Genomic DNA, 14,354 nt, shown 5'->3' on the forward strand with positions numbered 1-14,354 from the left:
GACCTTGCGGCCTTCGCGACACCGTGACCGGGTAGTGATGGACTGAAAGAACCGATTCGAGGAGCGCACACTATGGACGATTTCGACGGCAAGGTTGCACTGATCACCGGCGGCGCCCGGGGGCAGGGTCGGTCGCACGCGGTGGCTTTCGCCGAACGTGGCGCCGACGTGGTGATCTGCGACCGGAGTGAGGACAGTGCCTCGGTGTTCTACCCGCTCGCCACCGAGGAAGACCTCGCCGAGACCGCACGGCTGGTCGAGGCCGCCGGCCGGCGCTGCATCGCGGTCAAGGCTGACACCGCCGACCGTCCGGCGATGGATGCCCTGGTCGCCCGCGCCGAGTCCGAGTTCGGGCGCGTGGACATCGCGGTCGCGAACGCGGGTGTCTCGGTCGCGTCGCCGGTGCAGTCGATGACGACCGCGCAGTGGACCGAGGCCATCAACTCGAATCTGACCGGCGTCTTCAACACCATCGGGGCGGTGGCGCCCGGCATGATCGAGCGGCGCTACGGCCGGATCGTCACGATCTCCTCGATGCTCGGTCGCGCCGGAAGCACCAACATGGCCGCGTACAGCGCCTCCAAGTGGGGTGTGATCGGGTTGACGAAGAGTTCGGCCCTCGATCTCGCTCAGTTCGGCATCACCGCGAATGTCATTGCCCCCGGCAATATCTCGACGCCGATGATCCACAACGACGCGCTGTACTCGATGATGCGTCCCGATCTCGAGGCGCCGACGCGCGACGACGTGGCGCCGGTGTTCGAGTCCCTGCACGCGCAGCCCGTGCCGTGGCTCGAGCCGGAGGAGATCACCCGCGCGGTGCTGTTCTTCGCGGCCGAGGCGAGCGCGCACATCAGCGGCACCGTTCTCCCGATCGACGCAGGCAACGCCGCACGTGTGACGGGGTGAGTCGCGCCGAGGTCACCGATTCCGGTGCTTCGGCCGCGGCGGCGAAGGCCGTCGTCCGGAGCCCCGGAAGCCAGCGGCTGATCGTCGCGACCCTGAGTGTGACCGGTGTGGTGGTCGCGCTCCAGCAGACGCTGGTAGTGCCGATCCTGCCGGATTTCAGTGTCGCGCTCGGGGTTTCCCCCACGACGACGTCCTGGCTGGTGACTGCCACGCTGCTCACGGGTGCGGTGGCAACTCCGCTGATCGGCCGGCTGGCAGACCTGACCGGCAAACGGGCGATGATGCTGCTGTGCCTGGCGGTGATGGTCGCCGGCTCGACCATTGCTGCGCTGGGCCAGACGTTTCCGGTCGTGGTGACCGGACGGGTCATGCAGGGATTCGCGATCGCACTGCTCCCGGTCGGCATCAGTCTCCTCCGCGACCTGCTCGAGCCCGCGCGACTCGGCGGCGCGGTGGCGTTGATGAGCGGCACGATGGGCATCGGCAGCATGTTCGGCATGCCGATGGCAGGGGTCATCTACGCGCACCTCGGCTGGCACGCGCTGTTCTGGGTGACCGGTGGGGTCGGACTCGCGCTCGCGATCCTGCTGGTTGTCGCGGTGCCGGAATCCTCGGTGCGGGCACGCGGTCGCTTCGACCATGTCGGCGCGGTGATGCTCACGATCGCCCTCACCACCTTGCTGCTGGCCATCTCGAAGGGTGGCCAGTGGGGCTGGGGGAGTCCGGCGACGCTGGGCTGCGTCGCGGTGGGTGCGGCCACACTGGCGGTGTGGGTTCCGATGGAACTGCGCATCCCGGACCCGCTCGTCGACCTGAGGACTTCGGTCCTGCGGCCGGTGCTGATCTCCAACGTCTGCGCGGCGTTGCTCGGGTTCGCGATGTTCCTCAGTGCGTACACCGCGACACAGGAGCTGCAGGCGCCGGTCGAGTCCGGCTATGGCCCTGGGCTTTCGGAGGCGGCCGCCGGAATGGCGATGATGCCGGGCGGTCTGTTGATGGTCGTTCTGGCGCCGCTGTCGGCGCGGATGACGCGACGGCGCGGTGCCCGGGTCACGTTGGTCATCGGCGCGATCGTGATCGCGGCCGGGTACGTGCTCCGCGCGGTTCTCGGACCGTCGGTTGTGAACGTGACCACCAGCGCCGCCATGATCTCGGGCGGCGTGGCACTCGCGCTGGCGGCAATGCCGGTCCTCATCACGGAGGCGGTCCCCATCGACCAGACGGCGACGGCAAACGGCGTGAACAGCCTGCTCCGGTCGGTCGGTACGTCCACGGCGAGCGCGGTCGGTGCGGCGGTGCTCGCCAGTTCGACGTTGACCGTCGTCGGTGTCACCGTCCCGACCCTCTCGGCGTTCACCACCATGTACTGGATCGGTGCCGCGGCGGCGGTCGCGGCCGTTGCGGTGGCACTGCTGCCCCTGCCCGCCCGAACGTGAAAGATCCGGCGCCCGATTTCGCTCGGGCGCCGGATCATTCACGCGGGTGACTCAGTGCGGCGGGGCGGCTGGTGCGACCCCGCCGCGGGAGTTTCTACGGCAGAAGCTGATCCATGAAGCTGTTGCTGTAGATGTGGTGCGGGTCGAGCTCGTTGTACGCGGCGTGAGCGGTGTCCCAGTTGTCGTTGGTGGGCAGGCCGTCGCGGTAGCTCTGCGGGAGGGCGCCGGTGATGATCCCGCCGTTGGTGTACGGGTTCGGGCCGAACGCCCAGCCCTTCGACCATTCCGGGCGGAAGGTGTAGTCGTTACCGGAGTAGTGCGAGCGCATCCACTGCTCCATCTCCTGGTAGAACTCGAACATGCCGGGGGTGCCCGGAACGCCGAGGACGTTCAGCCAGATGGCGGTGTCCCATTCGGGATGGTCGGGACGCGGACGCATCGCGGAGATGGTCGGGGCGCCGGCCGAGGGGACCAACACGTCCGCGCCCTGGTCGAGGCCGCAGCAACGGATCTCGACGGGACCGTTGAGCGGGTACTGCCCCTTCGCCTTGTAGAACTCGATTCGGTCGTTGAACCAGGTGGTGAAGTCGTGGATGACCTGGCCGATGTTCTCGCGCTTGGTGATGACGGCGCCGCCGCCCTCGGTCAGGCGCAGCGTGGTCGGCTTGATGTAGAACTGGACGTCCTTCGACCAGCCCCAGATGTCGGACGAATTGGTTACTGCAAGTCCGGCGACCGTGGTGGCGTACATCGTCTGGCCGAAGAGCGGAGCGATGCCCGGGGCACCGGAGTTCATCTTCCCGAGCAGATCAGTGACGGCCACGGGGAGGTTGTCCGAGAACGTGTAGTTGTAGGGCCCGGTCACCTCCCGGGACTCGGCCGGCTTGCTGGGCGCCACCGACCACACCTTGAGCCACGGCTTGGTGGTGAAGGGGTACCAGATGGCCTCGACGCCGCCGTTCTGCGCGACGTAGCTCTCGAAGGTCTTCCCGGAGGCGCCCTTCGGTCCGAACATCTCCTTCCAGTCGATGCCGGTGTAGCTCTGGCACCGCATCCGGAAGTTCGGACCCGCCTGCATGGTGACCGAGGTGATGAACGTACGACCCAGAGCGGTGAGCAGCGGCTTGATCTGGGGATCGCTGCGGAGGTACGTCTTCTCCGCGTACTCGGTGCCGTTCCAGACCACCGCGGTCAGCGAGGTGACCAGGTTGGACAGCGAGCCGTAGGTGTGACCCGGAGCGGTGCTCTGGCCGGGTCCGGGCAGAGCCGCGCCGTGGGCGTCGACGGCGAGGGTGCCGCCGATGGTGAGGACGCCGGGGGCGGGCAGGTTCGCCCAGCCGAGGCCCTGTGCCTGCAGTGCCGTGGTGATGTCGTCGAGGGTCGCGCCGGGGCCGGCGGTGACGGTCGCGGGCGATCCGCCCTTGTTCACCGAGACACCGTTGAGGTGCTTGATCGTGTCGACGAGGATGACCTTGTCCACCGATGCACCCTTGACGACCGTCAACGGGGTCCAGCCGTGCTGAGCGCCGCGCGGGCGCAGGGTGTATCCGTTGGCGTGTGCCCAGTTCGCGAGGCGCACAACGTCACCGGGGGTCTTCGGCGAGCACGTCCAGACGGCGTCGAGCACGATCTCCTTGGACCAGTTCTCGTACGCCTGCTGGGCCAGGTCGATCCCGCTCGGGAAGTTCGGCGGTGCGGGGAGAGTGGCGCCGCCACCCGCGGAGCCCGACGACCCCAGGGACCCGGTGTCGAGGGGGAGGGCATAGACGGGCGTCCAGGCGCCCACCGCGCCCACCGCGAGCGCACCGGCGCCCGCGGCGGTCAGGAAGCCGCGCCGGGATAATCCGGTGGTCGTGTCGTCCGTTTTCGGCATGCGTTTACTCCAGTCGTGATGAGAGAGGGAGGTACAGCGGTCGAACTAAGTCGGTCGGGCGTCCAGAATGTTAAGCGAGGGTCAGGATTACGTCTGCCAGTGCCGGCGAGTTGTCCCGATCCGGCACGGACGCGGTGATCAGCAGGCGACTCGAGTCCTTCCAGATTCGAACCGCGAGGGACTCGCCCGGATACACGACCCCGGCGAACCGGGCGCGGTACCCCTTCACCTTCGACGCGTCGGCATCGAGAGCCACGTCGACCGCCGCCTTGCACACGATTCCGTACGTGCACAGTCCATGGAGAATAGGCGCAGGAAAGCCTGCCGCGGTGGCGAATTCGGGATCCGAGTGCAGCGGATTCCGGTCTCCGCACATCCGGTAGAGCAGTGCCTGCTGCGGAAGAGTCGACACCACGGTCTCGAAGTCCGGTGCGCGGTCGGGCAGTTCGACCGACTCCGACGGTCCACGCTCGCCGCCGAAGCCACCCTCGCCGCGAGCGAAGATCGACGAACGGGCGGTCCAGAGCGGATTCCCGTCGAGGTCGGTGGTGACCGATTCCTGCACGATCACCGCGGCCTTGCCCTTGTCCCACACCTCGGCGATGCGGGTGGTGGTGCGGCCGCTGCCCTCCGCGGGAATCGGCTGGTGCACGGTCACCTCCTGGCTGCCGTGCACCACCTTCGCGAGATCGATCTCCACGCCGGGGAAGGACACCTTCGGGGCCTCGGTTGCGTGGATGTTCGCGACCACGGTGGCAAAGGTCGGCAACACCTGCGGCTTGCCGTCCTCGAGGTAGCGCAGCTCGCGCGAGTCGAGCGGGCGCGCGCCCGCACCGATGCCGAGTTGGTAGAGCTGCACGTCCGAGCTGGCCCAGGAGAACTCTTGGGTGGGCAGCTCGGCACCGATCGCGATGTCGGGATTGATGGGCACGTGGTGTCCTGTTCAGTTCGAAGTGGCTGCGGCAGAGCTGGATTCGGGGTCCGCAGTGCCCTTCGCCCGCTTGGCGATGTCCAGCACGGCGAGGTAGGCGAACGTCATCGCGGGTCCGATGGTCGCGCCGGGGCCGGCGTACGTGTGGCCCATCACCGGTGCGCTGGCGTTGCCCGCCGCGTAGAGGCCCTCGATCACGGTGCCGTCCTCGCGCAGGGCGCGGCCGTCGACGTCGGTGCAGATGCCGCCCTTGGTGCCGAGGTCGCCCGGGACCATCTTGATCGCGTAGAACGGGGCCTTGTTCACCTCGGCCAGGCTCGGGTTCTTCAGGCGCGGGTCGCCGTAGTAGTGGTCGTATCCACTGTCGCCGCGCCCGAAGTCCTCGTCCTTGCCGTTGCGCGCGAAGCCGTTGAAGCGCTCCACGGTCGCGGTCAGCGCATCGACCGGAAGCCCGGTCTTCTCGGCGAGTTCGGTGATGGTGCCCGCCTTGACGACGATGCCGGCCTTGAGCCAGCGGCCGGGGAACGGCGAGCGCGGCGTGATGCCCGCAAAGGTGTAGCGGTTGCGGTAGCGCTGGTCGAGGATCATCCAGGTCGGGATGTTGTCGCCGGGACCCTCGCCCTGGCCGTACTTGCCGCCGTACATCGCGTGGGTCGCCTCGACGTAGGGCGCCGCTTCGTTGCCGAAGCGCTTGCCGTCGGTATTCACCATCAGCGAGCCCGGAAGGGTGCGCTCGGAGAGGGCGAACCACGGTCCGCCGGTCAGCGGAATGGACGGGCCCCACCAGGCGTCGTCCATGAAATCGACTGCAGCGCCGAGCTTCTGGCCGGCCACGATGCCGTCGCCGGTGTTGGCCTTGGCGCCCACGGTCCACTCCGTGCCGATCGGGGCGCGCTGGTACTTCTTGCGCATCTCGTCGTTGTGCTCGAAGCCGCCGGAGCCGAGCACCACACCGTGGCGGGCCCGGATGATCTGCTCCTCGCCGTCGATGAGGACCTTCACACCGCGTACGGCGCCGTCCTCCGTGAACAGTTCGGTCAACGGCGTGTCGAGCAAGATCGGAACCTTCGCGTCGCGGAGGCCGATGCGCATGCCCGCGACCAGGGCCTGGCCGCGCACGAGCAAGTCCTTGCCCGACGCCTTGGCGGCCAGGAAGCGCATGCCGACCTTCATTGCGCGCACGGGACCGCGACGGTTGCGCATCAGGAGGTTGAGCCACTTGTAGTCGGCCTGGGTGATGACGAAGTTCTTCGGCGCCTTCACGTAGTCCGGCTCGAGGTTCTTGCGGTCGTCGCCGAGCTTGTTGCCGTCGAACGGGGTGGGCTCGACCGAGCGGCCGCCGAGTCGGCCGCCGGGTGCCTCCGGGTAGTAGTCCGAGTAGCCGGGCACCCACTGCAGCTTCAGTGCACTGTTCTTCATCACGAACGAGAGCATCTCGGGGCCGCGGTCGAGATAGGTGTCGATCCGCTCGGGAGCAACCACGTCGCCGATGATGCTGTGCAGGTACTCGCGGGCGGCTTCGGGGGTGTCGGTGACGCCGTCACCCTGGAGGACTTCGTTGTTGGGGATCCAGACGCCGCCACCGGACCGTGCGGTGGATCCGCCGTAGTGGGCGGCCTTCTCGACGATGACCACACTCAACCCCTGATGGGCGGCGGTCAAGGCCGCGGTCATGCCCGCGGCACCACTTCCGACAACGACGACGTCGTATTCCTGCTTGCTCATGTAGAACACGTTATAGAATGATGTGGGCATCAGTCCATGCTTTCTGCCAGGAAGTATTGCCGGGTTCGGCCGTGAGGTCGGGACGCAAACGAAACACGTTGCAGCTTGAAGAAGGGCGGAGTGCTGTGGGCTGGGATCTTTCCGCGGACGTCGTGGTGGTTGGAGTGGGCGTCGCGGGGGCGTCCGCGGCACTGGAGGCACTGGCCGCCGGCGCGGACGTCATCGCACTCGACCGGTTCGCCGGCGGTGGCGCCAGCACGATCTCCGGCGGCATCGTCTACGCGGGCGGCGGCACGCGGATCCAGCGCGACGCCGGCATCGAGGACACTCCGGACGCGATGTATGCCTACCTCAGTCGGGAGGTGGGGGACGCCGTCCGCCCCGCCACACTGCGCAGGTTCTGCGACGAGAGTCCCGCGATGATCGAGTGGCTCGCCGGGCACGGTGTGCCGTTCGAGGGCTCGCTGTGCCCGTACAAGACGTCCTACCCGACCGACCGTCACTACCTGTACTTCTCGGGTAGTGAAGCCGCGGGCGGTTTTCGCGACGTGGCGGCCCCGGCCCCCCGCGGGCATCGGGCCAAGGGCAAGGGCACCTCCGGGAAGAAGCTGTACCGCCCCCTGATCGACTCCGCCCTGGCCAACGGGTTGCGGCTCGAACAGCAGACGCGTGCGGTCCGACTGCTCACCGACGACGACGGCGCGGTGATCGGCGTCGAGTGCATGAGCCTGCGGGCTGCGCCCAAGCGGGTGCGTGCCCGGCACGCCCGGCTGTCGGCGCTGTCCGCGAAGCCGGGGATCTACTACCCCCCGATGCGGAAGGTCCTGCAGAAGCAGGTCGAACGGCTGGAGGCGACCTACGCGCGGCCGATCCGCATCCAGGCGCGCTCCGGGGTGATCCTGAGTGCGGGCGGTTTCATCGCCAACCGCGACATGGTGGCCCAGCACGGTCCCCGATACCGCGGCGGACTCGCACTGGGCACCGCGGGCGACGACGGCAGCGGCATCTTCATGGGCACCGACGTCGGAGCGGCGACCGACAAGCTCTCCAACATCTCGGCGTGGCGATTCATCGTGCCGCCCAGCGCATTTCTCGGGTCGCTGCTGGTGAACCGGAAGGGCGACCGGATGGTCGACGAGTCGCGCTACGGTGCGGCGCTGGGGCACGCGATGATCGCCGAGCACGAGGGCAAGGGCTGGCTCGTCGCCGACGCCGACCTGGTCGCGCAGGCCCGCGCGCAGCTCGGCAGCCAGACCAACTGGTTCCAGCGCATCCAGTCGGAGACCATGATGCGGATCGACCGCACCACCGGTGCCACGCTCGAGGAGCTTGCCGACAAGGTCGGCATCGACCCCGTGGGTCTGGTCGCGACGGTGGCCGCGCACAACGAGGCCATCGCCGCCGGTACCCCTGACCCGATGGGCAAGCCCGACGACTTCCGTCGCACGGTCGGTGCCGGGCCGTACTCGCTGTTCGACGTCTCCTTGAAGAAGAGCCTGACCAATCCTCTCCCGATGCTGACGCTGGGCGGGCTGGTCGTCGACGAGGAGTCCGGTGTGGTGCAGACCGCCGACGGAGCCGCGATCGACGGCTTATACGCCGCCGGCCGGACCGCCGTCGGAATTTGCTCGAACTCCTACGTGAGTGGGCTTTCGCTCGCAGACTGTGTGTTCTCTGGTCGTCGCGCCGCAGCGCACGCCGCTCGCCGCGGGGTTGCGCGTTCGGAGTCCGCCTCGACCGCATAGCCTGCGACCGAAGGGAACCCGAGTGCTGTCGACGGAATCGCGTATCGAGGTCGCGGACCTGCTGCATGCCGCCGAGAAGGGGTTCGCGCCCCTCGAACCGCTGGCGACGCTCTACCCGGGCATCGACATGGTCGACGCGTACGAGATCCAGTTGCTCAACATCCGCCGCAGGGTTGAGGCCGGGGAGCGGGTGGTCGGGCACAAGGTCGGGCTCACCGCCAAGGCGATGCAGGAGATGTTGGGCGTCTCCGAACCGGACTACGGGCACCTGTTCGACACCACCGAGCTGCACGAGGGTGAGCCGGTTCAGTGCGCGCGTTTCCTGCTGCCGCGGGTGGAGATCGAGGTCGCGTTCGTGCTCGGCGCCGACCTGCCGGGTGCGGACTGCACCGTCGACGACGTGCTGGCAGCCACAGAGTTCGTCGTGCCGTCGATCGAGTTGATCGACACCCGGATCAAGGAGTGGCGGATCGGCCTGGTCGACACGGTCTCCGACAACGCCTCGTACGCGGGGCACGCGCTCGGCGCCGCGCGGGTGCGGCCCGAGGACATCGACCTCACCGCCATTGACGCCGCGCTCGTGATCAACGGCGAGCGTGCCGCGGAGGGACGCAGCGACGCGGTGCTCGGCCATCCGGCACGAGCGGTGGCCTGGCTGGCTCGGACGGTGGACACTTTCGGTGTACGCCTGCGTGCCGGTGACGTCGTCCTGCCGGGCTCGTGCACCAAGGCAGTCGACGTTCGGCCGGGCGACCACGTCCGTGCCGAGTTCAGCGGACTCGGGACGGTATCCGTCGAGTTCGTCTAGGAGTTGACCATCCGATGACCAAGGCAAGCGTTGCGATCGTGGGTTCGGGGAATATCAGCACCGACCTGCTCTACAAGCTGCGGCGGTCCGAGTGGCTCGAACCGCGGTGGATGATCGGCATCGATCCACGGAGTGAGGGTCTGGCGCGGGCGCGCGCGATGGGACTCGAGACCTCCGCCGAGGGCGTCGACTGGCTGCTGAACCAGCGGGAGAAGCCGGACCTGGTGTTCGAGGCGACCTCGGCGTATGTGCATCGCGACGCCGCGCCGCGGTACCGGTCCGCGGGAATCCGCGCGGTCGACCTCACCCCGGCGGCGGTCGGTCCGGCGGTCGTCCCGCCGGCGAACCTGCACGAGCACCTCGACGCCCCCAACGTCAACATGATCACCTGCGGCGGCCAGGCGACCATCCCGATCGTGTACGCGGTCTCACGGGTCGTCGACGTCGCGTACGCCGAGATCGTCGCGTCGGTCGCGTCGCTGTCCGCGGGACCGGGCACCCGCGCGAACATCGACGAGTTCACCAAGACCACCAGCCGTGGCATCGAGGTGATCGGCGGCGCCGGTAAGGGCAAGGCGATCATCATCCTGAACCCGGCTGATCCGCCGATGATCATGCGCGACACCATCTTCTGCGCAATCCCCGAGGACGCGGACCACGCCGCGATCACCGATTCCGTGCACCGCGTGGTCGCGGACATCCAGCAGTACGTGCCCGGCTACCGGCTGCTCAACGAACCCCAGTTCAACGCGCCGAGCGTCGTTTCGGGCGGCTACGCGACCGTCACGACCTTCGTCGAAGTCGAGGGCGCGGGCGACTTCCTGCCGCCGTACGCCGGCAACCTCGACATCATGACCGCCGCGGCAACCAGGGTGGGCGAGGAGATCGCCCAGAAGCTTCTCAGCGTGAAGGCGTGAGTGGCATGGTTCATTTCGAAAGCTCATGGGACGTCCGAGTCACCGACACCTCGCTGCGGGACGGTTCGCACCACAAGCGACACCAGTTCACCGGTGACGAGGTGCGCGCGATCGTCGGAGCGCTCGACGGCGCAGGCGTCCCGGTCATCGAGGTCACGCACGGCGACGGGTTGGGCGGATCCTCGTTCAACTACGGGTTCTCAAAGACTCCCGAGCAGCAACTGATCAAGATCGCCGTGGACACCGCGAAACAGGCGAAGATCGCCTTCCTCATGCTGCCGGGCCTCGGCGTCAAGGAGGACATCGTCGAGGCGCAGGGCAACGGGGCCTCGATCTGCCGCATCGCGACCCACTGCACCGAGGCCGACGTGTCGATACAACACTTCGGTCTGGCCCGCGAGCGTGGCCTGGAAACCGTCGGGTTCCTGATGATGGCGCACTCGACGACACCGGAGAAGCTCGCGCAGCAGGCCCGGATCATGGCCGACGCCGGTTGCCAGTGCGTGTACGTGGTCGACTCCGCGGGCGCCCTGGTGCTCGAGCAGGTGTCCGAGCGCGTCGAGGCGTTGGTGTCCGAACTCGGCAATGACGCGCAGGTGGGCTTCCACGGCCACGAGAACCTCGGACTCGGCGTCGCGAATTCCGTTGCGGCGGTGCGGGCCGGTGCCAAGCAGATCGACGGCAGCACCCGGCGATTCGGTGCGGGTGCGGGTAACGCGCCGGTCGAGGCGTTCGTCGGAGTGTGCGACAAGATCGGCGTCAAGACCGGCATCGACTTCTTCTCGATCGCCGACGCCGCGGAGGACGTCGTCCGCCCGACGATGCCGGCCGAGTGCCTCCTCGACCGTCAGGCCCTGATGATGGGCTACGCGGGCGTGTACTCGAGTTTCCTCAAGCACGCGGAACGTCAAGCCGAGCGGTACGGAGTATCCGCCGCGGAGCTGCTCGTCCGCGCGGGCAAGCGCAAGCTGGTCGGCGGGCAGGAGGATCAGCTGATCGACATCGCGCTCGAGCTGCAGCGCGAGGCCGCAGCCGGTGAGAGCGCGGGGTGATCACGACGAAAGAAGGGGCGCGCATCCGTGGATGCGCGCCCCTTCTTCCATTCGCTGTTGCTACGACTCGGTGTCGCGCACCTCGACGATGCCTTCCAGCACGGCATGGTTGATGCTCGCGATCAACCGCGGGCAGGTCTGGCGTGACCCGGTCCGCCCGCCGACGCCTGCGAACTCAGGGCACACCTCGGCCGGATCGGCCTGCCACTGGATGCTGGTGTGGTTGAAGCTGTTCTTGCGGACCAGCACGCAGGTGTGGCAGGCCCGGCACTCCACCTCCTGCAGCCCGTCCTCGAGATAGGTCTGCAGGTCGACGGCGGTCTGCGCGCGGACGGCCTCGACCCGGGCCGGGCTGTTCGCGAAGTCCGGGGCCTTGGACCAGGTCGAGGTCATCGTCACACTCCCGTCGAACTCGCGGCCTCGGCGGCGGCCTTCTCCTCCGCCTGGCGGGCGAGATTCTCTTCCACCTCGCGCTGCCAGGCCTCCACAGCCTTGGTGGTGTCGATCTCGAACTCGAAGCGCTGCGTCATCTTTTCGTCGACATCGGCGACGTCGACGTAGAACTGCTCGTACCAGCGGCGCAGCTGGTAGACCGGGCCGTCCTCCTCGCAGAGCAGCGGATTCTCGATCTTGGTCTTGTTCTTCCAGATCTCCACGTCCTGCTCGAAGCCCATCGTCACACCCGCGGTGAACTTGCGCGCGAGCTTGTTGGTGGTGGCTTCGTCCAGGCCCTTCGGCTTCTCGACGCTGACGCCGTACATCAGCATGAAGGAGTCGTGGTCGATCGGGTAGTGGCAGTTGATCAGGACGCTCTCGACCTTGTACCCGCTGTAGTCGTTGTGCAGCCAGTTGACCATGTAGGACGGGCCGAAGTAGGAGGCCTCGGAGTCGAGGACGGACTCGGCGTACTGCGTGCCCATGCTCCCGACATCGGGTCGGCCGTGGTTCTGCAGGTACTGCGTGGCGATGTGGCCCTCGAAGACGTTCTTGAAGTACTTCGGGAATCCGAAGTGAACGTAGAAGAAGTGCGCCATGTCCACGACGTTGTCGATGATCTCGCGGCAGTTGGAGCCCTTGACCTCGAGACGGTGCCACTCCCAGTCGGTCCACTCGTCGGTGAGGACTCCGGGGATCTCGGGAATGGTCACGTCGTCCGGCGGCAGGTTGCCCTCGGGATCGTTCCAGACGAACAGCATCCCGTTGCGCTGCAGGGTGGTCCACGCGCGGGTGCGGGCCAGTGGCGGAACCCGGCGGGCGTAGGGGATGGCGGTGCACTTGCCGTTGCCGCCCCAGCGCCAGTCGTGGAACGGGCAGGCGACGGAATCGCCCTTGACGGTGCCCTGGCTCAGGTCGCCGCCCATGTGCCGGCAGTACCCGTCGAGCACCTGCAGCTTGCCCTCGCTGTCGGCGAAGACGACGAGCTTGGTGCCGAACGCCTCCACCGAGTGCGGCTTGCCGTCGTTGAACTCCTTCTCGAGCCCGATGCAATGCCAACCACGGGCGAACCGCGTCGGCGTCGTTCCCACGTCGATCTCACGAACCTTGCGGTTGGCGGGTGCGCCGCTCGTCTGCGTCATCTGTGCCCTCCACATCCCTTCGTCTCCGTTACTAGAACACGTTATAGAACTTGTGACAGTTTTGCCAGATATTGACGCCGGTAGTCGCAGTCAGGGACTTTCGTCCCGCCGAACCCCCATCTGCTCGACACGAATGGGAACGTGTTCTAGTCTCAGATGAAAGTGAACCTCCGAGACGCACGACACATGAGGGAGTGACCAGTGGGTGAGCACGACAGCCGCGTGGTGATCGAGAAGCTGAACGAGCTTCTGCCGACCCTGCGCGAGCGCGCACAGGAGACCGAGGATCTTCGTCGTATCCCCGACGATTCGATCAAGGCCCTCCAGGAGGCCGGCTTCTTCCGGCTTCTGCAGCCCGCCCAGTGGGGTGGCTACGAGGCCGACCCCGTCACCTTCTACACCGCTGTCCGCAACATCGCGAGCGCCTGCGGATCCACCGGCTGGGTCTCGGGCATCATTGGCGTCCACAACTGGCATCTGGCGCTGTTCGATCAGCAGGCGCAGGAGGACGTGTGGGGCCAGGACACCGACGTGCGGATCTCCTCGTCCTACGCGCCGATGGGTGCGGGCGAGGTCGTCGACGGAGGTTACAAGGTCAACGGCGCGTGGGCCTGGTCGTCGGGCTGTGACCACGCCAGCTGGGTCGTCGTCGGCGGACCGGTGATCAAGGACGGTCGCCCGGTCGACTTCGGCAGCTTCCTGATCCCGCGCGAGGACTACCAGATCGACGACGTGTGGAACGTCGTCGGGCTGCGTGGTACGGGCAGCAACACCATCGTGGTCAAGGACGTGTTCGTGCCGCGTCACCGCTTCCTGAGCTTCAAGGCGATGAGCGACCTCACCGCCCCGGGTCTCACGCAGAACACCGCACCGGTCTACAAGATGCCGTGGGGCACAATCCATCCCACCACCATCTCCACCCCGATCGTCGGCATGGCCTACGGCGCCTACGACGCCCACGTCGAGCACCAGGGCAAGCGGGTGCGCGCCGCCTACGCCGGCGAGAAGGCCAAGGACGACCCGTTCGCCAAGGTCCGGATCGCCGAGGCCTCCAGCGACATCGATGCCGCGTGGCGCCAGCTCTCCGGCAACGTGGCCGACGAGTACGCGCTCCTGCAGGCCGGTGAGCAGGTGCCGATCGAGCTGCGCCTGCGGGCCCGCCGCGACCAGGTGCGTGCCACCGGCCGCGCGATCGCGTCGATCGACCTGCTCTTCGAGAACTCCGGTGCAACGGCTCTGGCGAACGGCACCCCGATCCAGCGCTTCTGGCGCGACGCGCACGCCGGACGGGTGCACGCCGCAAACGACGCCGAGCGCGCGTACGTGATGTTCGGTGGCGCCGAGTTCGGCCTGCCGCTCACGGACACGATGGTCTGAGGCA

General features: G+C 67.6%; 12 protein-coding genes. 7 read left to right on the forward strand and 5 right to left on the reverse strand.

Features of this window, described 5'->3' with window-relative positions:
- Nucleotides 1-72 precede the first annotated feature (72 nt).
- Complete coding sequence (locus FK531_RS03400; protein WP_142095190.1) at nt 73-909, forward strand: mycofactocin-coupled SDR family oxidoreductase; 837 nt, start codon at nt 73-75, stop codon at nt 907-909.
- Nucleotides 906-2,345: an MFS transporter gene (locus tag FK531_RS03405; RefSeq protein WP_246097801.1), complete on the forward strand. Its 1,440-nt coding sequence runs from the start codon at nt 906-908 to the stop codon at nt 2,343-2,345. Before FK531_RS03400 ends, FK531_RS03405 begins: the two co-directional genes overlap by 4 nt.
- Nucleotides 2,346-2,439: 94 nt before the next feature.
- On the opposite strand, the gene FK531_RS03410 is transcribed toward FK531_RS03405, so the two are convergent.
- The 3 genes from FK531_RS03410 to kstD all read right to left on the reverse strand — a co-directional run bounded on the left by FK531_RS03410 (nt 2,440) and on the right by kstD (nt 6,874).
- Nucleotides 2,440-4,218 (reverse strand): cholesterol oxidase substrate-binding domain-containing protein, encoded by a 1,779-nt coding sequence (locus tag FK531_RS03410; protein WP_142095191.1) that lies wholly within the window; start codon nt 4,216-4,218, stop codon nt 2,440-2,442.
- Nucleotides 4,219-4,288: 70 nt separating this feature from the next.
- Nucleotides 4,289-5,149, reverse strand: a complete 861-nt coding sequence (locus FK531_RS03415; RefSeq protein ID WP_142095192.1) for a MaoC/PaaZ C-terminal domain-containing protein — start codon at nt 5,147-5,149, stop codon at nt 4,289-4,291.
- A gap of 12 nt (nt 5,150-5,161) precedes the next feature.
- Nucleotides 5,162-6,874 (reverse strand): 3-oxosteroid 1-dehydrogenase, encoded by a 1,713-nt coding sequence (gene kstD / locus FK531_RS03420; protein WP_181762795.1) that lies wholly within the window; start codon nt 6,872-6,874, stop codon nt 5,162-5,164.
- A 125-nt stretch (nt 6,875-6,999) separates the two neighbouring features.
- On the opposite strand from kstD, the gene FK531_RS03425 reads away from it, so the two are divergent.
- Genes FK531_RS03425 through dmpG form a run of 4 tightly spaced genes read left to right on the forward strand, consistent with a single transcriptional unit; the run spans nt 7,000 to nt 11,396 of the window.
- The gene (locus FK531_RS03425; protein ID WP_246097803.1) at nt 7,000-8,619 is read left to right on the forward strand and encodes an FAD-binding protein; all 1,620 of its coding nucleotides are present in this window, start codon (nt 7,000-7,002) and stop codon (nt 8,617-8,619) included.
- Between the two features lie 22 nt (nt 8,620-8,641).
- Nucleotides 8,642-9,427, forward strand: a complete 786-nt coding sequence (locus FK531_RS03430; protein ID WP_142095194.1) for a 2-keto-4-pentenoate hydratase — start codon at nt 8,642-8,644, stop codon at nt 9,425-9,427.
- A gap of 14 nt (nt 9,428-9,441) precedes the next feature.
- Nucleotides 9,442-10,344 carry an acetaldehyde dehydrogenase (acetylating) gene (locus FK531_RS03435; protein ID WP_142095195.1) on the forward strand — a complete coding sequence of 301 codons (903 nt, stop codon included), beginning with the start codon at nt 9,442-9,444 and terminating at the stop codon, nt 10,342-10,344.
- A 5-nt stretch (nt 10,345-10,349) separates the two neighbouring features.
- Nucleotides 10,350-11,396: a 4-hydroxy-2-oxovalerate aldolase gene (gene dmpG, locus FK531_RS03440; RefSeq protein WP_142095196.1), complete on the forward strand. Its 1,047-nt coding sequence runs from the start codon at nt 10,350-10,352 to the stop codon at nt 11,394-11,396.
- A gap of 60 nt (nt 11,397-11,456) precedes the next feature.
- Here dmpG and FK531_RS03445 read toward each other — a convergent pair whose 3' ends face one another.
- Complete coding sequence (locus tag FK531_RS03445; protein ID WP_142095197.1) at nt 11,457-11,795, reverse strand: hypothetical protein; 339 nt, start codon at nt 11,793-11,795, stop codon at nt 11,457-11,459.
- Nucleotides 11,792-12,973 carry a 3-ketosteroid-9-alpha-monooxygenase, oxygenase component gene (locus FK531_RS03450; RefSeq protein WP_142095198.1) on the reverse strand — a complete coding sequence of 394 codons (1,182 nt, stop codon included), beginning with the start codon at nt 12,971-12,973 and terminating at the stop codon, nt 11,792-11,794. The genes FK531_RS03445 and FK531_RS03450 overlap by 4 nt, the downstream gene beginning before the upstream one ends.
- 201 nt (nt 12,974-13,174) lie before the next feature.
- Between FK531_RS03450 and hsaA the strand changes: the two genes are divergently transcribed.
- The gene (gene hsaA / locus FK531_RS03455; protein WP_142095199.1) at nt 13,175-14,350 is read left to right on the forward strand and encodes a 3-hydroxy-9,10-secoandrosta-1,3,5(10)-triene-9,17-dione monooxygenase oxygenase subunit; all 1,176 of its coding nucleotides are present in this window, start codon (nt 13,175-13,177) and stop codon (nt 14,348-14,350) included.
- Nucleotides 14,351-14,354 lie beyond the last annotated feature (4 nt).

Origin of the sequence: Rhodococcus spelaei (genome assembly GCF_006704125.1) — a bacterium.
Classification (GTDB): domain Bacteria; phylum Actinomycetota; class Actinomycetes; order Mycobacteriales; family Mycobacteriaceae; genus Rhodococcus_G; species Rhodococcus_G spelaei.